This window comes from Pseudomonas frederiksbergensis (genome assembly GCF_017114915.1).
GTDB lineage: Bacteria > Pseudomonadota > Gammaproteobacteria > Pseudomonadales > Pseudomonadaceae > Aquipseudomonas > Aquipseudomonas frederiksbergensis_I.
The window spans coordinates 126,725-147,266 of record NZ_JAAUOE010000001.1; the positions used below are offsets into that span (position 1 = coordinate 126,725).

Sequence of the window (20,542 nt, forward strand, 5' to 3'; positions counted from 1 at the left end):
TATGGTTTTTTGAAACAAAGTCCTTCCGCATTTGTTGTCGCATTGCGTTAACCCACTTAGGCTTCGGGCATCTATGGAGATGCCCGATGCCTTTTCGTTATTTCATTAAACAACTTCTATTGCCGCCCGGCGTTCTTTTGCTGTTACTGGTGCTTGCCTGGTGGTGGCGCCGCTCAAGGCCGAGGCTGGCGGGAGTGTGCTTTGCTCTGGGCTTGGGCGGCTTCTGGTTGATGAGCTTGCCAGTCATGGTGGAATGGAGTGCCAGGGCTCTGGAGCGCGAGCCACCGCTCGTACGCGAGGAATGGGCCACCCTGGGCCAGCGCGCCGACGCGATCGTGGTGCTGGGTTCGGGGCGTGAGCGAGGCGACCTGGCTTGGGGCGTTGACCAGCCAACCGGCGTAGGTCTTGGGCGCGAGCGCTATGCCGCGCGTCTGGCCAAGGCGTCCGGTTTGCCGATTCTGACCAGCGGCGGCCTGCATTACGGCACACCGCCGACTGAAGCGCAGCTGATGGCGGACTCGTTGCTCGATGATTTTGGCGTGACGGTGCGCTGGCAGGAAGGACGCAGCCGCACAACCTGGGAAAACGCGCAGTTCAGCGCCCAGGTGTTGTTGCCGCAGGGGGTCAAGCGGGTGGTGGTCGTGACTCAGGCGTGGCACATGCCGCGGGCAGTCTGGAGTTTCCAGCAGGCCGGATTTGAGGTGGTGCCGGCGCCGGTGGGGTTTTTAGGCGTGGACAATGCCCGGCCATTGGGTGGCTGGATGCCGGAATTCAAATCGATCTGGCAATCGGGGCAGTTGATGAATGAAGCGGTGGGGCAGATCGGTTATTGGATGTTCTATCGAGGCGATCCCGTTGACGAGTGATCATTCCCACAGGGAATGATCACTCCGCCGGCTTAAACGGTCTTGGCCATCCGATTGGCCATCAACGCCCAGCCAAACAACAACACGCAAATGATGATCAACGGCCACGAACGCCATTGCAGGTACGGCGTCAGGTCATGCATCGGCACCACTTCGCCGTACAGAATGCCGCGTTCGAACTGCGGAATCTGGACGGTGATCTGGCCGAACGGGTTGATCAGACCGGTCACGCCGTTGTTGGTGGCGCGGATCATCCAGCGCCCAGCCTCAAGTGCGCGCATCTGCGCCATCTGCAAGTGTTGCAGCGGGCCGATCGAGGTGCCGAACCAGGTGTCGTTGCTGATGGTCAGCAGCAAATCGCTGCGGGCGGCGAGGCCGGCGGCGAATTCCGGGTAGACCACTTCATAGCAGATGTACGGCGCAATCTGATAACCCTTGGCCTGCAGCAAGGGTTGATCGGCCGGTCCACGGGCAAAGTCGGACATCGGCAGGTCGAAGAAGGCGATCAGGCCGCGCAAGACTTCCTGCAACGGAACGTATTCGCCGAACGGCACCAGTTTCTGCTTCAGGTAAGTGCCATCGCCTTCACCGACAACGGTAATGCCGTTGAAGTAGCGCTTCTCGTGACGGACTTCCTGGCGAACTGGCACGCCGGTAATCAGCGCGGATTTACGCTCGGCGGCGAAGCTGCCCATCATGTTCAGGTAGCCCTCGGCGGACTCCTTGAGTACCGGGATCGCCGTTTCCGGCCAGATCAGCAGGTCGACAGGTTTGGAGCTGAAACTCATGTCGCGGTACAGCGCCAATTGCGCGTTGAGCTGCGACGGATCCCACTTCATGCTTTGTTCGATGTTGCCCTGAATCGCCGCGACGCTCAGCGGCGCACCCGAAGGGCTGGTCCAGGCGTGGCCCTTGAGTGCCAGGCCGGCCACCCAAGGGCCGGCCAGCAGCAACACGCCCGCGGCGATGAAGCCTTTGCGTCCGGAGCGGATCAGGCGCGGTGCGTTGTAGATCAACGCGGCTGTCAGGGCCAGCGCGAAGGAAATCAGCCACATCCCGCCGACCGGCGCGAGCCCGGCCAATGGGCCGTCGAGCTGGCTGTAACCGGAATAGATCCATGGAAAACCGGTCAGGAACCAGCCGCGAAAGGCTTCCTGACCCACCCATAACGCTGCAAACGCCAAGGCATCGGCCAGTGGCGCTTCGTTACGGCGCAGCCAGCGCGCCCAAATCCAGGCAGGCAGGGCGAAGAACCAGGCAATCGCCGCGGTGAAAATCAGCATCAGGAAACCGGCCAGCAGCACCGAGGCGCCGCCGAAGTGGTGAATGCTGTAGTAGATCCAGCTGGTTCCGCCGGCAAACAGGCCGAAACCGAAACACCAGCCACGGCCCAGGGCCTGGCGGGGGCTCAGTTCGCGCAAGCCGGCATAAAAGAAACCGACCGCCAGCAAGGCCAGCGGCCAGATATCGAACGGCGCCAGGGCCAGGGTGGTGAGTGCACCGGCCGCCACGGCCAGCAGGTTACCGGGCCAGCCGGGGCGGGTCATCCAGCGCATTTCTTTCCTTAGTTCTTACCGGGCAATAGGGGTCAAACGCAGCAGATGAATCCGACGGCTGTCGGCGTTCAGGATGCGGAAGCGATAGGTGCCGATTTCAGTGATTTCGTTGCGTTTTGGCAAGTGGCCGAACGCGCTCATCACCAAGCCGCCGACGGTGTCGAATTCGTCGTCGGAGAATTCGCTGTCGAAGAACTCGTTGAAGTTCTCGATCGGCGTCAAGGCCTTGATCAGGAAGTCACCGCTGGGCAGCGGCTTGATGTAGCTGTCTTCTTCGACGTCGTGCTCGTCTTCGATGTCGCCTACGATCTGTTCCAGCACGTCTTCGATGGTCACCAGGCCAGCCACGCCGCCGTATTCGTCAATGACGATGGCCATGTGGTTATGGTTGGCGCGGAACTCGCGTAGCAGCACATTCAGGCGCTTGGACTCGGGTACGAACGTGGCCGGACGCAGCAGGTCCTTGATGTTGAAGCTGTCGCCGTTCTCCTTGAGGATCAACGGCAGCAAGTCCTTGGCCAGCAGCACGCCCATCACGTCATCGTGGCTTTCGCCGATCACCGGGTAGCGGGAGTGGGCCGAGTCGACCACGGCCGGCAGGAACTCGCGGGGGGTCTGGGTCGCCTTGATGCTGATCATCTGCGAGCGCGGGACCATGATGTCGCGTACTTGCAGGTCCGCAACCTGGATGGCGCCTTCGACGATGGCCAGCGCTTCGCTGTCCAGCAACTTGTTTTGGTGTGCATCGCGCAGCAGCTCCAGCAGCTCCTGGCGGTTCTTCGGCTCGTGGGCAAAAGCCTGGGTGAGCTTACCCAGCCAAGACTTCTGCCCGTTGCTCGATCGATCTTCGCTCATAGCGATTACTCTGAATCCTTTGTTCTAACGATAGGGGATGTGTCTGTTTCGTCGTCCGCATAAGGGTCGGGATGACCCAGTTCTGCAAGCAACGTTCGTTCCAGTGCTTCCATTTCTTCGGCTTCCTCGTCATCTATATGGTCGTAACCAAGCAGATGCAAGCAGCCGTGAATGACCAGATGCGCCCAATGGGCGTTGAGTGCCTTGCCTTGTTCGGCGGCTTCGCGCTCGACCACGGCCACACAGATCACCAGATCCCCCAGCAACGGGATATCCAGCAATTCGTCCGGCACATCGGCCGGAAACGACAGCACGTTAGTCGCGTAATCCTTGTGGCGCCAGGTGTGGTTGAGCTCGCGGCCTTCTTCTTCGTCGACCAGACGAATGGTCAGCTCTGAGTCGGCAGTGCGCTGGCGCAGGGCCAGTTCGCACCATTGGCGGAACTCGGCTTCGCTGGGGGCTGGGGCTTCGGTAGCGAATTGCAGATCAAGCTCAAGCATCGCGCGGGGTGTCCTTTGGCGCTGTATCGGCGGCGCGATTTTCGAAGCGTTCATAAGCCTCGACAATGCGTTGTACCAGCGGATGGCGCACCACGTCCTTGGGCTGGAAGTGGGTGAAGCTGATGCCCGGGACGTCCTTGAGCACTTCGATCACATGATGCAACCCGGACTTGGTGCCGCGTGGCAGGTCGACCTGGGTGATGTCACCGGTGATGACCGCCGTGGAGCCAAAGCCGATTCGGGTCAGGAACATCTTCATCTGTTCGACGGTGGTGTTCTGGCTTTCGTCGAGGATGATGAAGCTGTTGTTCAGCGTACGACCGCGCATGTAGGCCAGCGGCGCGACTTCGATCACCTGACGTTCGATCAGCTTGGCCACGTATTCGAAGCCGAGCATTTCGTAGAGCGCGTCGTAGAGCGGGCGCAGGTATGGGTCGATTTTTTGCGACAGGTCACCGGGCAGGAAGCCGAGTTTTTCACCCGCTTCAACCGCCGGACGAACCAGCAGAATGCGGCGAATCTGCTCGCGTTCCAGGGCATCTACCGCGCAGGCAACGGCCAGATAGGTCTTGCCGGTACCGGCCGGGCCGATGCCGAAGTTGATGTCGTTACCGAGGATTTCCTTCACGTAGCGCAGTTGATTCAAGCCACGCGGGCGAATCATGCCTTTTTTGGTGCGCAAGGCGACGGACGGTTCGGCCGGGGAGTGGTTGTCCAGCTCCTCGACGGCCGATTCCTGCAGGAACAGATGAACCATGTCCGGCGACAGTTCGGTACCCTTGGTTTCCCGGTACAGGCGGCGCAGGAGGTTTTCCGCGGAGGTGGTGTGCTTGGGCTCGCCGATCAGTTCGAACTGGTTTCCGCGGTTGCGGATCTCGATGGTCAGGCGCTGTTCGATCAAGCGCAGATGCTCGTCGAATTGCCCGCACAGATTGGCGAAGCGGCGAGCTTCAAAGGGCTCGAGGATGAAACGATGTGGTTCTATGGGTGCGTTCAAGGTCGTATTTAGCCGCCCTGGGGCAATATTGATGAAATAAAGGATAACGCCAGTCGCCTGGGTGCGAAAGCTCTTAAATAAGCAATGCCAATCACAGTCCTGTAGGAGCGAAGCTTGCTCGCGAAGGCGGCATTACAGACGACTCATACGTTGAATGTCAGTCTGCTTTCGCGGGCAAGCCTCGCTCCTACGGGGTATGCGGTGTTACTGGATCAGCGAGCCCCGCAGCGAGTGCGGTTGTGCGGCATCGATGTGCACATCGGCGAACTGGCCGATCAGGGTCGGATTGTCGCAGCGGAAGTTGACGATACGGTTATTCTCGGTGCGCCCCTGTAGTTCGCCGGGGTCTTTTTTCGAATAATCGGTGACCAGAATCCGCTGAATGGAGCCCACCATTTGTCGGCTGATCTCGAATCCTTGCTGGTTCAGGCGATGTTGCAGGGCATTCAGGCGTTCTTTTTTCAGTTCTTCCGGCGTTTCGTCGGCCAGATCGGCGGCCGGAGTGCCCGGGCGCTGGCTATAGACGAACGAGTAGGAGAAGTCGAAGCCGACGTCTTCGATCAGCTTCATGGTCTGTTCGAAGTCTTTCTCGGTCTCGCCCGGGAAACCGACGATGAAGTCCGAGCTGATGCAGATCCCCGGCACGGCGGCCCGCAGTTTGCGCAGTTTGGACTTGTACTCCAGTGCGGTGTGGTTGCGCTTCATTGCCGCCAGGATCCGGTCCGAACCCGACTGCACCGGCAAGTGCAGGTGTTTCACCAATTCAGGCACGTCGGCATGGGCCTGGATCAGGCTGTCGGAGAACTCCAGCGGGTGCGAGGTGGTGTAGCGAATCCGGTCGATGCCGTCGATGGCAGCGACCACCCGGATCAATTCCGCCAGATCGGCCAGGCGACCATCGTGAGTGGCTCCGCGATAGCCGTTGACGTTCTGCCCCAGCAAGGTCACTTCGCGCACACCGTTTTCGGCCAGATGGATGATCTCGGCAATCACGTCGTCGAACGGCCGGCTGACTTCTTCACCACGGGTATAAGGCACCACGCAGAAGGTGCAGTACTTGCTGCAGCCTTCCATGACCGACACGTAGGCACTCGGCCCGTCGATGCGCGGCTCGGGCAAGTGGTCGAATTTTTCGATTTCCGGGAACGAGACGTCGACTTGCGGCAGTTTGGTCTGACGGGCGGCATCGATCATTTCCGGCAGACGGTGCAGGGTTTGCGGGCCGAACACTACATCCACGTACGGAGCGCGATCACGTATGGCCGCGCCTTCCTGGCTGGCCACGCAACCGCCGACGGCGATCACCATTTCCGGGTTGGCCAGTTTCAGTTCGCGCCAGCGGCCCAGCTGGGAATACACCCGGTCCTGGGCGCGTTCGCGGATCGAGCAGGTGTTGAGCAGGATCACGTCGGCGTCTTCAGCGCGGGCGGTGACTTCCAGGGCCTGATGTTCACCCAGCAGATCGACCATGCGCGAGCTGTCGTACTCGTTCATCTGGCAACCGTGGGTTTCGATGTAAAGCTTCTTGGCCATGGACAGATTCATCACGTGATTCAAAGAACCGCGCATTATAGGGAACATGTCCCAAGGTTCCTACCGTTGCGCGTCCGATGGCTATGCTATAGTTCGCGCCCTCATTTTTATCCCCGATGTGTTACCCGCCCACCATGACCAAACGTGAAGCTCCAATCTACAAGGTGATTTTCCTCAACCAAGGCCAGGTGTTCGAAATGTACGCCAAGCAGATCTATCAAAGTGATCTGTGGGGCTTTCTGGAAGTGGAAGAGTTCGTCTTTGGCGAGCGCACGCAAGTGGTCGTCGACCCGAGCGAAGAAAAGCTCAAGGCTCAGTTCGAGGGGGTTGTGCGCAGTTTCGTGCCGATGCATTCGATCGTGCGCATCGACGAGGTCGAGCGCCTTGGTACACCGAAAATCAGCGAAGCCCGCGGCGCGGTCGGCAATGTCATGCCGTTTCCGATGCCGATGCCTGAGAAGTGAGTAGATTTGATCGTTCCCACGCTCTGCGTGGGAATGCCGCCTTCGACGCTCTGCGTCGGTGACGCGCAGCGTCACGGGATGAATTCCCACCCAGAGCGTGGGAACTATCGGATCCGGCAATTCAGGGCAGTGGCGAGAACGGCGTACGCCCGTCGGCGCTCTGCAATTCCATCAGGTATTTACGGAAAATCTGTCCCAGCACCTGGGTGGCGACTTCCAGGTCTTCGCGGGGCATTTTTTCGGCGACTTCGTCAGCGGTGTCCAGCGCCTCTTCGGCGCCATTGACCGCGGCCATTTTCAGCACGATATAGGCCTGAATGTTATTGGCCGGTACGCCTTCGCCATGGAAGAACATGGTGCCGAGTTTGAATTGCGCCTGGGCATGACCTTGCAGCGAGGCTTTTTCGAAGTAGCTCAGGGCTTTATTGAGGTCGCGCGGCGCGTTTTTGCCTTCGTAGTAGAACTCACCCAACTCGTATTGCGCTTGCGCATCCCCTTCATCCGACGCTTTCTGGCAGGCGGCGAGTGCTTGCGTCAGGTCTTGCGGCTGAGTATTGAGGGTGCAGCGGCCCATCGCCGGGATCAACAACGAGTTGCCGCCTGCTTGTGCGAGCGCGAGCAGGGGCTGAAGGAGCAACAGGCAGCCCAATGCAAGGGTGCGGCCGGTGCGGTTCATGGGAATCGACTTACCTCTGAGGGGCGCGCGGACCCATCGAGGGATCCAATAAGCGCGCATTATGAAATAAGCAGGGCCAACCTTACAAAGTCTTTACTCTTTTTTCTGCTGCGCGGGGACTCTATCACCCACTTTGCGGGGGATTATTGGCAGATGACCAGGAAAAACGGCGCGAATGTAGGTAAAAGCTGACGCTGGCAATCGCCAACGTCAGCGTCGCAGCTTTATTTCAGCGCGGCGAAGGCACGCTCGGCGGCGTCCAGCGTCAGTTTCAACTCGGTTTCGCCGTGGGCGATCGAGGTGAAACCGGCTTCGAAGGCACTCGGCGCCAGGTACACGCCGCCTTCGAGCATCAGGTGGAAGAAGCGCCCGAACAGATTCGCATCGCTGGCCATGACGTCATCAAAGGTGACGATGTCGTCGGCGCCGCTGAAGTACAGACCGAACATGCCGCCGGCCTGAGTGGTCACAAACGGAATACCGGCGGCATCGGCGCGCTGTTGCAGGCCATCGAGCAGGCGGCTGGTGTAGTCGCTCAGTTCAGCGTGGAAACCAGGGCGACTGATCAGGCGCAGCGTGGTCAGGCCGGCCGCCATCGCCAGCGGATTACCCGACAACGTACCGGCCTGGTAGACCGGGCCCAGCGGCGCGATGTGTTCCATGATCTTGCGTTTGCCACCGAAGCAGCCCACCGGCATGCCACCACCGATGATCTTGCCGAAGGTGCTCAGGTCCGGTGTTACACCGTAATAGGCTTGGGCGCCGCCGAGGGCGACCCGGAAACCGGTCATCACTTCGTCGAAAATCAGCACCACGCCGTGCTTGTCGCACAGGGTCCGCAGGCCTTCGAGGAAACCCGGTGCCGGCGGTACGCAGTTCATGTTGCCGGCCACCGGCTCGACGATGATGCAGGCCACGTCCTGGCCGACTTCGGCGAGCATGGTTTCTACCGCGTCGATATCGTTGAATGGCAGGGTCAGGGTGTGCTTGGCGAACGCTGCCGGTACCCCGGCCGAGCTCGGTACGCCTTGGGTCAGCGCGCCGGAACCGGCCTTGACCAGCAGGCTGTCGGAGTGACCGTGGTAGCAGCCTTCGAATTTGATGATGCTGTCGCGACCGGTGAAACCACGGGCCAGACGGATCGCGCTCATGGTCGCTTCGGTGCCGGAGCTGACCATGCGCACCATGTCCATCGATGGCACGATCGAGCAGACCAGATCGGCCATCTCGGTTTCCATCGCGGTCGGGGCGCCGTAGGACAAGCCGTGCTCAAGCTGTTTGCGCACCGCGTCCAGCACGTCCGGGTGGCTGTGGCCAAGAATCATCGGGCCCCAGGAACCGACGTAATCCACATAGCGCTTGTCGTCTTCGTCGGTGACGTAGGCGCCTTCGGCGTGTTTGAAGAACAACGGCGTGCCGCCAACACTCTTGAATGCACGAACAGGCGAGTTCACGCCGCCGGGGATGTGTTTCTGGGCATTGGCAAACAGGGTTTCGGAACGAGACATTATTTGGCTCTCAAAATCAGGATTTGAACAATTCGTTAAAGGCACGGGCGCGACGCGTCACTTCAGCCGTGCTCTCGGCGCCGAACAGGCCATGCACCACCGCCAGCAGATCGACCCCGTGGGCCACCAGCGGGGCGGCGTTGTCCAGGGTGATGCCGCCGATCGCGCAGATCGGCAGGTGCAGCTTGCTGCGGGCCTGGTCGAGCAATTCGAGGCTGCACGCCGGTGCGCCGGGCTTGGTGTTGGAATTGAAGAAGCGGCCGAAAGCGACGTAACTGGCGCCTTCTTTGGCGGCTTGCTCGGCAAGTTCGAGTTGCGCGTGGCAGGTCGAGCCGATGATCGCCTGGCGACCGAGCAGCGCCCGCACCGGCATCAGCGGGCCATCGGTCTGGCCCAGGTGTACGCCGACATTCAGGCGTGCGGCCAGTTCGGCGTCGTCATTGATGATCAGTTGCGTCTTGTAGCGTTCGCACAGATCGCGCAGGGCTTCGGCCTCGCGCAGGCGGCGGGCCTCGTCGCTGCTTTTGTCGCGGTATTGCAGCAGGGTGACGCCGCCTTCGAGCGCCGCTTCCACGTACTCAAGCAATTTACCGGCCAGTAACTGGCTGTCGGTAATGGCGTACAGGCCACGTAGTTTCATCGGACAAGCCTCTGCGCTTTACGCATCAAATGTTACGAACAGAAATCCAGCGGCAGGCGACGCGGCACGAACTGGCCTTTGCCCAGCTGCTCCGCATCACGCAGGGTGCGCCAAGTGTAGTCAAGCGCGCTCTGTACGGCACTGGCGAGGTGTTCACCCTGGGCCAGGCGACCGGCGAGGGCGCTGGCCAACGTGCAACCGGAACCGTGATAGCTGCCGGGCAGGCGCTGGCAGGTAAAGGTTTCGCGGCGGCCGTCGCGGCTGTACAGGCGATTGTGGATTTCGTGTTCGTCGCCATGGCCGCCAGTGATCAGCAGGTGTTTGACGAATGGCAGGAGTTTTTCCGCGCACTCGTCGGCGGTGCCTTCTGGCAGTTCGGCGAGGATGCGAGCTTCAGGAAGGTTAGGGGTGGCGATGATCGACAGCGGCAGCAAGCGTTCGCGCATGGCGTAGCCGACTTCGTCCTTGCCCAGTCGTCCGCCACCGCCGGCGCGCAGCACCGGGTCGCAGACCACCGGCAAATGCGGGTGCGCCGAGAGCAGTTCGACCACGGTGTCGACCATTTCCAGGGAACCGAGCATGCCTAGTTTGACGGCGGCAACGTCGGAGTCGTTGAGCACGGCATTGGCCTGGGCCAGCACCCACTCGCGATCGAGCACGCGAAAGTCAGTGACGTTGACCGTGTCTTGCACGGTCAGGGCAGTGACGGCCGGAGCCGCATGGCAACCCTGAGCGAGCAGGGCTTCGATATCTGCCTGCAAGCCGGCGCCACCACTTGGGTCGTGGCCGGAGAAACAGAGGACAACGGGGCGAGAGCTGTAGATATTCATGGTGCGCGAGCTTACCACCAAACATGTTTTTTCGGGTGTCGACCCGTGAATCGTGACACGGTCCCTGTAGCAGCTGCCGAAGGCTGCGTTCGGCCGCGTAGCGGTCGTCAAGCCTGTGTCCACGGTTCGCCTGATGCATAGCAGTGATTGATTTCGCGACGGCTTCGCCGTCGAACGCAGCCTTCGGCAGCTGCTACAGGGGAGATGTGCCTGGGCGCTCTTGTCACAACCTGACCAAGCCAACAGCTCTAACTCAACACATAGCGCTGGAACGCCCGTTCTAGAGCCTTTGTAGGAAAAATTTCAATGGTGTTCAATGGCCACCAACGGCTATGCTAGAGTGGATCCAAACCAATAACAGGTAATACCGGTTTTACGTCTACTCAAAAGGAATGGGGGGCTTCCTGATACAACCGGACAGGCCACGCTGGGGCTTAAATGCGCTATTTGCTGATGTTGCTGATGTGCTTGCCCCTCCTGGCGAGCGCCGTCGAATTCGACGAGTTCACCCAGAGCCTTCCCCTGGGCCGAACGATGCAGGTTTATGAAGATGCGAGTGGTCAGGCGAGCATTGCCGATGTCCGTGCGCAAGCCGCGGCCGGACACTTCAAGCCCCACGATAAAGCCACCCTTAATGCCGGCTATTCGCATTCGGCGTTCTGGCTGAAAATCGACCTGCAATACCGTCCGACCAACCCGTCGGCGCAACGGAGCTGGCTGCTGGAACTGGCCTATCCGCCCCTCGATCACCTTGATCTCTACTTGCCCAATGCGGGCGGTGACTATCAATTGATCCGACAGACCGGCGATGCCTTGCCGTTCGCCACTCGCGAGATCCGTCAGAACAACTATCTGTTCGATCTGAACTTTGCGCCCGGGCAGGCGCAAACCGTGTACCTGCGTCTGCAAAGCGAAGGCTCGATTCAGGCGCCGGTCACTTTGTGGTCGAGCACGGCTTACCTTGAAGAGCAGCCGGTGCGGCTCTATGTGCTGGGGCTGATTTATGGCGTGTTGCTGGGGATGCTGGTCTACAACCTGTTCATCTTCCTCAGCGTGCGCGACACCAGCTACCTCTATTACATCGTCTATATCGCCTCGTTCGGCTTGTATCAGCTGTCAGTGAACGGCGCGGCGGTGGAGTATTTCTGGCCGAACAATCCGTGGTGGGCCAACGCCGCGACGCCGTTTTTCATCGGCTGCTCGGGGTTGTTCGGCAGCCAGTTCGCCCGCAGCTTCTTGCAGACGGCCACCCACAGTCGCTGGGTGGACCGTGTGCTGCTGGCGCTGATTGCGTTCAGTGTCGTGGTGATCGGGTTGTCATTGATGACCCGCTACGCCCTGGCCTTGCGCCTGGCGACCGCATTGGCACTGATCTTTACCGTGGTGATTTTCGCCGCCGGGATTTTCGCCTGGTGGCGCGGCTTGCGAGTGGCGCGGTATTTCATCATTGCCTGGTCGGCATTCCTGCTCGGTGGCATCGTCAATACCCTGATGGTGCTGGGTTATTTGCCCAACGTATTCCTGACCATGTACGCCAGCCAGATCGGCTCGGCGATCGAAGTGGCGCTGCTGTCCCTGGCCCTGGCCGATCGCATCAACGCCATGCGTGAGCAACAGGCCCAGACGTTGTTTGATGCCGGTCAAAAGCTCGAAGTGCTGAACCAGCAACTGGCTCGCAGTAACAAGCTCAAGGACGAATTCCTCGCCACCCTGACCCACGAACTGCGCACGCCCATGAACGGTGTGATCGGTTCATTGGAGTTGATGCAGACCGTCGAGATGAACCCTGAGCTGGAGCAATATCAGCAAACGGCCGCCGGTTCGGCGCGGGACATGATGCGCATGGTCAACGGCATCCTCACCCTGACCGAGTTGCAGGCCGGCAAGCTCAAGGTCTATCCGGACACGTTCAGTTTGCGCGGTGTGGTCGAGGCTTTGCGCCTGCAGTTCGATGGCAATGCGTCGAGCAAGTCGCTGGACTTCAAGGTCGAGGTGACATCCGGGCTGCCGGATCGCTTGCACGGCGACAGCGGCAAGCTGACGCAATGCCTGGAATGCCTGCTGGATAACGCGATCAAATTCACCCGGATCGGCGGATTGGCGCTGCGGGTGACGGGCAAACCAGTGGCGCCCGATCGGCTGGCACTGTCCTTTGCGGTGATCGACACCGGCATTGGCTTTACCGATTTGGGGGAGGCAACGCTGTATCAACGCTTCTTCCAGCTCGACGGCTCGATGACCCGGGAATACGGTGGTTTGGGCGTTGGCCTGGCCATTTGTCGGCAACTGGTCGAATTGCTCGGCGGGCGCCTGAGCCACCGCTCGGAACCAGGTCGCGGCAGTCGCTTCCAGCTGGACGTCGAATTCGAGCTGCCGATGGTGGAATCGGCGCCTTCGATTATCCGGCAAACCTCCCACCTGCGTTTGCCTCAGGACTGCACGGTGTTGCTGGTTGATGACAACAGCATCAATCAACTGGTGATGCGTGGCATGTTGCTCAAGCTTGGGTTCCGCGTGCGTACCGCCGACAGTGGCGTCGCCGCGCTCGATCACTTGCAGCGTGAAGCCGTTGACGCGGTGCTGCTCGATTGTCAGCTGCCGCCACTGGATGGCGCTTCGATCTGCGGCCGAATCCGCGCCTTGCCGGGTTGCGCCGAATTACCCGTGTTCATGATTGCCCTGAGTGCGGACCGGGCTTATTGCCCGAGCGACACCTTGGTCGATTACCTGAGCAAACCGGTGAAATTTGAAGACTTGCAGGCGGCGCTTTATCGGCGGGTGCTCTGTCCAGGGCAAGGCGAAAGCGCCGACAGTTAGGCAGATATGCCACTTTGTTCAACCTCGGGGCGGTGCTTAACTGAAAGTCCCTTGGCTGACCAAAGGAGCCCTGTCATGAACCTGCATCAGTTCGCCGAAACCCACGAAGTCACCAACCAGCCACCGTCGCTGGACGGTACCAACCTCTATCGCATCGACCTGCCTTTGCAGGAGTGGTCGCGGCGGTTCGATGCCGGTTGGGCCGAGTCGCGGATCGACGCGTATGGCTCATTGGCCGGCGGGCCGCTGATGGAGGCGGGGTTTGCGGCCAATCAGAACAAACCGGTGTTCGTCAGCCATGACCGTTACGGCCATCGCATCGACCTGGTGGAATTTCACCCGGCTTACCACGAGTTGATGCGCACGGCGGTGGAGCATGGCCTGACAGGCTTGCCCTGGACCGACCCGCAACCGGGCGCCCACGTGGCCCGCGCCTCCATGACGTATTTGCACAGTCAGGCAGAGGCCGGCAGCGGTTGCCCGTTGACCATGACCTTCGCCAGCGTCCCGGCGATGCGCCTGCAGCCGGATCTGGCCGAACAATGGCTGCCGAAAATCCTCGCCACCGAATACGACCCGCGTAATGTCGGCATGGCCCACAAGGCCGGGGTTACCATCGGCATGGCGATGACCGAGAAACAGGGCGGCACCGATGTGCGGGCCAATACCACCAAGGCGTATCCGGTCGGCGCCAGCGGTCCGGGCCAGGCGTATGAACTGGTGGGCCACAAGTGGTTCTGTTCGGCGCCAATGTGCGATGCCTTCCTGACCCTGGCCCAGACCGACAAGGGTTTGACCTGTTTCCTGCTGCCGCGTCATCGCCCGGACGACACGCGCAATCAGTTCTACATACAGCGGCTGAAGAACAAACTCGGCAACTGGTCCAACGCCTCCAGCGAGGTGGAGTTCCGTGGCGCCCTGGCCTGGATGGTCGGTGAAGAGGGACGGGGCGTTCCGACCATCATCGAAATGGTCGCCATGACCCGCTTCGATTGCATGGTCGGTTCCAGCGCGCTGATGCGCCAGGCGCTGACCCAGGCCAGCCATCACTGCGCCCATCGCAAGGTCGGTGGCAAGTTGCTCAGCGAACAACCCTTGATGCAAAACGTACTGGCCGACCTGGCCCTGGAGAGCGAAGCCGCGTTGGCCTTGAGCCTGCGCATGGGCCGGGCGCTGGATCATCTGGCAGACGAGCACGAAGCGAAATTCGCCCGGCTGGTGACGGCGGTGGGCAAGTACTGGATCTGCAAGCGTGCGCCCGCGATGATCAACGAAGCGGCCGAATGCATGGGCGGCGCCGGTTATGTCGAAGAAAGCATCCTGGCGCGGCTGTACCGTGAGGCACCGGTCAACTCGACGTGGGAAGGCTCCGGCAACGTGCAATGCCTCGACGTATTGCGCGCACTGTCGAAAGAACCGGGTGTGCTCGATGTGCTGTTCAGCGAGTTGGGTGATGGTCATGGCGACAAACGTCTGGCCGCGCACATCAGCCAGTTACAGGCGGCGTTCAAGGACACCGATGACATTCAATACCGCGCCCGCCAGCTCACCGAAGACATCGCCTTGGGGCTGCAGGCCAAGCTGTTGCTGGAGGCTGGCAATGCGGCGGTCAGTGATGCGTTCATCGCCAGCCGCCTCGGTTCGGCCGGGCGGGTGTATGGAACGTTGCCGCGCGGGCTGGATGTGGAAGCGATTGTGGCTCGGTCGACTCCGCAAGGGTTTTGACGGTTGCGATCTTTTTTCACTGTTCCCGTGAAGCGATGATGCAGGCAAGATGAAGGTCTGCAAGTCAGAACACAGGAAGCTGATCGTGACCGAAGCGTTTATTGTCGTTCAAACCGCCGAGCAAGCCGTGGACCGGCTTGCTGTCTTGCACGAGCGTGCAACCACAGCGCTGAATCAGGCGCTCAAGCGTTATCTCAAGGATCGCGTCGAGCCGGACGCTGAACAGCGTGCTCTGTTTCGTTATCCCGAGTTGCGTCTGACCTACCTTTGCCAGGGCGAAGTCCCACAGACCACTCGCGCCTATGCCAAGGTTCAGTTGCCGGGGACCTACAGCGTCACCGTCACTCATCCGGCAGCCTTTCGCAAATACCTGCTGGAACAACTCGTTCCGTTGATGCACGACTTCACCGTGACCGTGGAAGTCGGCGTCAGCCAACAAAACATTCCTTATCCGTACGTGGTCGAGCAGGGCGATGAACTGGCCGGCTCCGGCGTCACCGCGGCGGTGTTGGCGCGGGTGTTCCCGAGTACCGATTTGTCGGCCGCCACCGATGGCATCGCCGATGGCTTGTACGATTGGGAAAACACCGATCCGTTGCCACTGGCCCTGTTCGATGCCGCGCGGGTGGACTTCTCCCTGCGCCGGCTGGTGCATTACACCGGCAGCGACTGGCGCCATGTGCAACCGTGGATTCTGCTGACCAACTACCACCGCTACGTCGACCAGTTCATCGTTCATGGCCTGGAGCAGCTGCGCAAAGACCCGCGTTTCGTGCGCATGGTGTTACCGGGCAACGTGATCATCGAAAAGGGCATGGACCACGGTGAAGCGTCGGCGATTGCCGCGGGCGTGGTCTGGCATCGTTATCAGATGCCGGCCTATCACCTGATCGCCAGCGACGGCCATGGCGTGACCCTGGTGAACATCGGCGTCGGCCCGTCCAACGCCAAGAACATCACTGATCACCTGGCGGTGCTGCGTCCACATTGCTGGCTGATGATCGGTCACTGCGGCGGCTTGCGGCAGTCGCAGACCATTGGCGATTACGTGCTGGCCCACGCTTACATGCGCCGCGACGGGATTCTCGACCGGGTGGTGCCGCCCAACATTCCGATTCCGGCCCTGGCCGAAGTGCAGTTGGCGTTGCAGCAAGCGGCGGCCAACATCACCGGGGAGAAGGGCGACGAACTGAAGAAACGCCTGCGTACCGGCACTGTGCTGACCTACGACGACCGTAACTGGGAACTGCGCTGGGCGCAGGAGCGTCCGCTGATCAACCTGTCCCGCGCCGTGGCGGTGGACATGGAAAGCGGCACCATCGCCGCCCAGGGTTACCGCTTGCGGGTGCCGTACGGCACGTTGCTGTGTGTGTCGGATAAACCGTTGCACAGTGAAATCAAACTGCCGGGTTCGGCCAACGCCTTCTATGAACGCGCGGTCAGCCAGCACTTGAAGATCGGCATCGAAGCGGTGGATCTGTTGCGCACCGAACTCAACTCGCTGCACTCGCGCAAACTGCGCAGCTTCGACGAGCCGCCGTTCCGCTAACGGTTTGTCATGGTCATTTGGCGGTCGGGGCACTAGCATGGTGAGCCCTGACCGTTAGATGTTCCTTTGCTCATGTCTCGTCCACAACGTCCCGTCTCTCGCCGCCCTGGCGCGAACAACCCGCAATCAGCCCCCCGCCGTGTCGCCAAAGCGCCGCCGGCCGAGCCGAAGCTGATCCTGTTCAACAAGCCTTTCGATGTGCTGACGCAATTCAGCGATGGCGAAGGGCGGGCGACGCTCAAGGACTTTATCGAGATTCCGGGGATTTACCCGGCAGGACGGCTGGACCGTGACAGTGAAGGCTTGTTGCTGCTGACCAACGACGGCCAGCTTCAGGCGCGGATTGCCGACCCGAAACACAAACTGGCCAAGACCTACTGGGTGCAAGTGGAAGGCGAGCCAACCGCTGAGCAGTTGCAGCGTTTGCGCGATGGCGTTGAGTTGAACGACGGCATGACCTTGCCCGCCGAGGCGCGGCAGCTTGATGAGCCTGAGCTGTGGCCACGCAACCCGCCAGTACGCTTTCGCAAAAGCGTGCCGACCAGTTGGCTGGAGCTGGTGATTCGCGAAGGCCGTAACCGTCAGGTGCGGCGCATGACCGCGGCGGTCGGCTTGCCGACGTTACGCCTGGTGCGGGTCAGAATCGGTGACTGGTCGATCGAAGGGCTCGATCAGGGCCAGTGGAAGGAAGTGCCGGCGCGTTTATAGCGTGCCGGTTTCGATCAGGCCGATGACCACGCTTTTGATCACGAACGCGGCCACGCCCAGCCCCAGTACAAAGAACAGAATGAACGAGCCGAAACGCCCGGCCTTGGATTTCTTTGCCAGATCCCAGACGATGAAACCCATGAAAATGATCAGAATGCTGACCAGACCGGTCATCATCCACTCTTCGAAAACGGCAGGATCCATCGAACATCTCCAGCGCGGGCGGGGCTAAAAAGGCGGGGGGAGTATACGCCAAGGGGGAATGGCGGGGTATGGACCTGCGTCGGTGTGCCGCAGTCATTCGTCGCCTTGGGCAGTGATCGTTCCCACGCTCTGCGTGGGAATGCCGCCATGGACGCTCCGCGTCCGCTGTAGATCGTTACGCAGAGCGTCACAGGATGCATTCCCACGCGGAGCGTGGGAACGATCAGGTCAGAAGGGGCGTCTCAGCTGCGCAAATGAGTTAAAGGCAACTCAGTGCTGTTGAGCACCTGGTTCAACACAAAACTCGACCGCACACTGGTCACCCCTTCAATCCGGGTCAGATGCCCCAGCAGCAGTTTCTGATAGTGATCCATGTCCGGTACCACTACCTTGAGCTGATAATCCGCATCCATCCCCGTCACCAGGCTGCATTCCAGCACCTGCGGCAAAGTGCGAATGGCGGCTTCGAAGTTCTCGAAGCGTTCGGGTGTATGGCGGTCCATGCCGATCAGCACGTAGGCTGTCAGGCTCAGGCCGAGCATCTTGCGGTCGAGCAAGGCGACCTGGCGGGAGATGTAGCCGTCGTCTTCCAGTTGCTTGACCCGCCGCGAACAAGGCGAAGGCGACAGGCCGATGCGTTCGGCCAGCTCCTGATTGGAGATGCGTGCGTCGCGCTGCAATTCCGCCAAAATGCTCAGGTCGTATCGGTCGAGTTTGCTCATCAAACAGGCCTTTGTCATAACTATTGCGACAGATTATCTATCCTGAGTTAAAAATTGCGCAAGTGATGTTTATTTAAGCAATCTTCGCAATCCTCTGTCGGTGCTCCGGGCCTATGCTTATCACCAGAATCACTGCTCGGACAAACAGTCCAGTGCGGCTCGCCCAATCAGGCCAGCTGCGGTCGCCACCCCCACCGGGGCTGTGTCGACCCCCGAGCTACACACTGTCCAGAAGACGGCGTGAGGTGAGCCGACGTCATAAGCGTCGAGCACGGACGAAGTTCTCAAAGGGAGGCCGACGGGTCTCCCTTTTTTCTTGCCCGCCATTTGGCATGCCCTTAATAAAGAGCCGCTCAATAAATAAGTGGAGGACTGATAACCTGTTGCAGAACCGGCCTGCGCTTTCCCAGTCTTACGTACAGGCCCTAACCCGCAGCGAGGAAAAGCATGAAGTCGCGCATCTGGCGTATGGCCGGTGTTGGTTTGCTGTGTGTGAGTATCACTACGCAATCGCTGGCCGATGAACCGCAAAACCGTGGCCCCGATGGCGGGCAACGTGGGCCGGATCATCAGGGCAACGAGCAGGGCCAGGGCCGTGGCGGCAGCAAACAGCCACGCCCGCAGAACACCGAAATCATTCGTGGCGACAACAGCCGTCAGTTCGAGCGCCACGACCCGAATCAGGGCGGTCAGTGGCAGAACCGTGCGCCGCACGAGTCCAAGAATCAGGGCGATCAGTGGCAGAGCCGTCCCCTGCACGATGCCAACGTTCAGGAGCGAGCGGCGCAACAACCGAGTAACAATCTGCCGATCCAGGGCCGACCCGATACCGTGCGCCAGACCCAGGAACCCCGGCGTGGCTACTATCAGGACGAACCGCGGCGTAACAATTACAACCAGCAATGGCAGACCGTGGGGCGGGACTCGCGTCACGATGACCGTCGCTGGCCTGGTCGCCCGGATGGGCGCGGCACTGGCTGGGGCCCCGGCCCGCAGTATCGCCCGGGGTACGTGATCGACCGTTTCCCGGACCGTCACTTCCGTGTGCCGTATCGTGGCCAGGATTATTACTATTCCGGCGGTTACTGGTATCGCCCGCAAGGTCCGCGTTATGTAGTGGTTCTGCCACCTCGCGGGATTCGTGTCAGTTACCTGCCCGATTACGCCCGTGAAGTGTGGATCGGCGGTGCGCTGTTGTTCCTGGCGGCTGGCGCGTATTACGCCTATCAGGAGAGCACTCGGGATTACGTCGTGGTCGAACCGCCCGTACAGCCGCAACCGGTCGGCAGTGGCTATGACGTGGTGGCGTATCCGGCCAACGGCCAGTCGCCGGAGGAGGTCAGTCGGGACGGTTACGAGTGCTATCGCTGGGCGGTGGAGCAGAGCGGTTTCGATCCGCGCACCGTGACCTATCAACCGGCTCCGTCGGTGGTGCAAGCCTATCGCCAGGCCCAGGGCAACTGCCTGAGCAGTCGCGGTTATCAGGTGAGTTACTGAGCCCTGGCAGCCTTGACCACTTCCTTTGGGTCGGCGTGCACCAGCACTTCGGCTCGCGGGTAAGCGGCGTGAATCGCGTCGGCGGCTTGATCGCTGATGCCGTGGGCGACTGACAGGGTCAACTCCCCCGGCAACTCCAGATGCAACTGCACAAACCACTGGTTGCCGGAAATCCGCGTGCGCAAGTCATGGGCGCCCAACACCCCCGGTACGCCGCAGGCCAGTTCCAGCATGTGCTGGCTGACCTCCGGTGGCAGTTCTTCATCCATCAGCACCGCAAAGCTTTCCCGGGCGATCTGAATTGCGCTCCAGAGAATGTAGGCGGCGATCCCCAGGCCGAACCAGGGATCGACTTGCTGCCAGCCAAACCCGGCCAGCACCAGCGCTACCAGAATGCTGCCGTTGAGCAGCAGGTCCGAGCGGTAATGCAAGGAGTCGGCACTCACGGCGTTGGAACCGGTTGCCTTGATCACCCGATGCTGCAACATCAACAGGGCCACGGTCAGGGCGAGGGAGAACACAATCACCCCGATGCTGAGCCACGCTGCGCTTATCGGCTCCGGATGTTTCAATCGTTCGATCGCCTGCAAGGCAATCAGTACCGCACTGCCGGCAATGAACAGCGCCTGAGCCATGCCTGCCAATGATTCGGCCTTGCCGTGCCCATAACGATGATCGCTGTCGGCCGGACGCAAGGCGTAATGCACGGCCAGCAAGTTGAGCAACGAGCTGACGCCGTCGAGTGTCGAGTCAGTCAGCCCGGCGAGCATGCTCACCGAACCGCTCAGCCACCAGGCGATGGCTTTGGCGATGATCAATATGCACGCGACCGCCACCGAGGCGCGCGTCGCCAGCCGCAGCAGGCGGGCGTGGTCGGTAGGGGTGGTCATCAGTG

At 60.7% G+C, this 20,542-nt stretch carries 19 protein-coding genes; 7 read left to right on the forward strand and 12 right to left on the reverse strand.

All coding sequences use genetic code 11. The features are described 5' to 3' along the window. Nucleotides 1-86 precede the first annotated feature (86 nt). A complete protein-coding gene (locus HCU66_RS00665) occupies nucleotides 87-866 on the forward strand; it encodes a YdcF family protein (protein ID WP_205886553.1) in 780 nt (259 codons plus the stop codon). Between the two features lie 32 nt (nucleotides 867-898). Here HCU66_RS00665 and lnt read toward each other — a convergent pair whose 3' ends face one another. The 5 genes from lnt to miaB all read right to left on the reverse strand — a co-directional run bounded on the left by lnt (nucleotide 899) and on the right by miaB (nucleotide 6,307). After that, complete coding sequence (lnt, locus tag HCU66_RS00670; RefSeq protein WP_205886554.1) at nucleotides 899-2,422, reverse strand: apolipoprotein N-acyltransferase; 1,524 nt, start codon at nucleotides 2,420-2,422, stop codon at nucleotides 899-901. A 15-nt stretch (nucleotides 2,423-2,437) separates the two neighbouring features. Then, nucleotides 2,438-3,277, reverse strand: a complete 840-nt coding sequence (locus tag HCU66_RS00675) for an HlyC/CorC family transporter (RefSeq protein WP_128606005.1) — start codon at nucleotides 3,275-3,277, stop codon at nucleotides 2,438-2,440. Nucleotides 3,278-3,282: 5 nt separating this feature from the next. Then, nucleotides 3,283-3,777, reverse strand: a complete 495-nt coding sequence (gene ybeY / locus HCU66_RS00680) for an rRNA maturation RNase YbeY (RefSeq protein WP_205886555.1) — start codon at nucleotides 3,775-3,777, stop codon at nucleotides 3,283-3,285. Beyond that, complete coding sequence (locus HCU66_RS00685) at nucleotides 3,770-4,774, reverse strand: PhoH family protein (RefSeq protein WP_205886556.1); 1,005 nt, start codon at nucleotides 4,772-4,774, stop codon at nucleotides 3,770-3,772. The genes ybeY and HCU66_RS00685 overlap by 8 nt, the downstream gene beginning before the upstream one ends. Nucleotides 4,775-4,978: 204 nt before the next feature. Further along, entirely contained in the window at nucleotides 4,979-6,307 is a 1,329-nt protein-coding gene (gene miaB / locus HCU66_RS00690; protein ID WP_205886557.1) for a tRNA (N6-isopentenyl adenosine(37)-C2)-methylthiotransferase MiaB, read from the reverse strand. A gap of 134 nt (nucleotides 6,308-6,441) precedes the next feature. On the opposite strand from miaB, the gene HCU66_RS00695 reads away from it, so the two are divergent. Beyond that, a complete protein-coding gene (locus HCU66_RS00695) occupies nucleotides 6,442-6,771 on the forward strand; it encodes a DUF1820 family protein (protein ID WP_003185742.1) in 330 nt (109 codons plus the stop codon). A gap of 121 nt (nucleotides 6,772-6,892) precedes the next feature. On the opposite strand, the gene HCU66_RS00700 is transcribed toward HCU66_RS00695, so the two are convergent. The 4 genes from HCU66_RS00700 to HCU66_RS00715 all read right to left on the reverse strand — a co-directional run bounded on the left by HCU66_RS00700 (nucleotide 6,893) and on the right by HCU66_RS00715 (nucleotide 10,425). Further along, the gene (locus tag HCU66_RS00700; protein ID WP_205886558.1) at nucleotides 6,893-7,447 is read right to left on the reverse strand and encodes a tetratricopeptide repeat protein; all 555 of its coding nucleotides are present in this window, start codon (nucleotides 7,445-7,447) and stop codon (nucleotides 6,893-6,895) included. A gap of 224 nt (nucleotides 7,448-7,671) precedes the next feature. Then, nucleotides 7,672-8,955: a glutamate-1-semialdehyde 2,1-aminomutase gene (gene hemL, locus HCU66_RS00705; RefSeq protein WP_205886559.1), complete on the reverse strand. Its 1,284-nt coding sequence runs from the start codon at nucleotides 8,953-8,955 to the stop codon at nucleotides 7,672-7,674. A 16-nt stretch (nucleotides 8,956-8,971) separates the two neighbouring features. Then, nucleotides 8,972-9,595, reverse strand: a complete 624-nt coding sequence (thiE, locus tag HCU66_RS00710) for a thiamine phosphate synthase (protein WP_205886560.1) — start codon at nucleotides 9,593-9,595, stop codon at nucleotides 8,972-8,974. Between the two features lie 32 nt (nucleotides 9,596-9,627). After that, nucleotides 9,628-10,425 (reverse strand): hydroxymethylpyrimidine/phosphomethylpyrimidine kinase, encoded by a 798-nt coding sequence (locus HCU66_RS00715; RefSeq protein WP_205886561.1) that lies wholly within the window; start codon nucleotides 10,423-10,425, stop codon nucleotides 9,628-9,630. Nucleotides 10,426-10,863: 438 nt separating this feature from the next. Between HCU66_RS00715 and HCU66_RS00720 the strand changes: the two genes are divergently transcribed. The 4 genes from HCU66_RS00720 (at nucleotide 10,864) to HCU66_RS00735 (ending at nucleotide 17,224) form a co-directional block, all read left to right on the forward strand. Continuing rightward, nucleotides 10,864-13,242, forward strand: coding sequence for a hybrid sensor histidine kinase/response regulator (locus HCU66_RS00720; protein ID WP_205886562.1), 2,379 nt, complete (start codon nucleotides 10,864-10,866; stop codon nucleotides 13,240-13,242). Nucleotides 13,243-13,317: 75 nt separating this feature from the next. Beyond that, nucleotides 13,318-14,967 (forward strand): acyl-CoA dehydrogenase family protein, encoded by a 1,650-nt coding sequence (locus HCU66_RS00725; protein ID WP_205886563.1) that lies wholly within the window; start codon nucleotides 13,318-13,320, stop codon nucleotides 14,965-14,967. A gap of 49 nt (nucleotides 14,968-15,016) precedes the next feature. Beyond that, a complete protein-coding gene (gene amn, locus HCU66_RS00730; protein ID WP_018925774.1) occupies nucleotides 15,017-16,516 on the forward strand; it encodes an AMP nucleosidase in 1,500 nt (499 codons plus the stop codon). Between the two features lie 72 nt (nucleotides 16,517-16,588). Next, nucleotides 16,589-17,224: a pseudouridine synthase gene (locus HCU66_RS00735; protein ID WP_123720516.1), complete on the forward strand. Its 636-nt coding sequence runs from the start codon at nucleotides 16,589-16,591 to the stop codon at nucleotides 17,222-17,224. On the opposite strand, the gene HCU66_RS00740 is transcribed toward HCU66_RS00735, so the two are convergent. Beyond that, nucleotides 17,219-17,428 (reverse strand): DUF2788 domain-containing protein, encoded by a 210-nt coding sequence (locus HCU66_RS00740; protein ID WP_046815823.1) that lies wholly within the window; start codon nucleotides 17,426-17,428, stop codon nucleotides 17,219-17,221. The two genes, HCU66_RS00735 and HCU66_RS00740, sit on opposite strands and share 6 nt — an antisense overlap. A 242-nt stretch (nucleotides 17,429-17,670) precedes the next feature. Further along, nucleotides 17,671-18,150, reverse strand: coding sequence for an Lrp/AsnC family transcriptional regulator (locus tag HCU66_RS00745; RefSeq protein ID WP_007937367.1), 480 nt, complete (start codon nucleotides 18,148-18,150; stop codon nucleotides 17,671-17,673). A 447-nt stretch (nucleotides 18,151-18,597) separates the two neighbouring features. On the opposite strand from HCU66_RS00745, the gene HCU66_RS00750 reads away from it, so the two are divergent. After that, entirely contained in the window at nucleotides 18,598-19,647 is a 1,050-nt protein-coding gene (locus tag HCU66_RS00750) for a DUF6515 family protein (RefSeq protein WP_205886564.1), read from the forward strand. On the opposite strand, the gene HCU66_RS00755 is transcribed toward HCU66_RS00750, so the two are convergent. Beyond that, the gene (locus tag HCU66_RS00755) at nucleotides 19,641-20,537 is read right to left on the reverse strand and encodes a cation diffusion facilitator family transporter (RefSeq protein WP_205886565.1); all 897 of its coding nucleotides are present in this window, start codon (nucleotides 20,535-20,537) and stop codon (nucleotides 19,641-19,643) included. The two genes, HCU66_RS00750 and HCU66_RS00755, sit on opposite strands and share 7 nt — an antisense overlap. Between the last annotated feature and the right edge of the window lie 5 nt (nucleotides 20,538-20,542).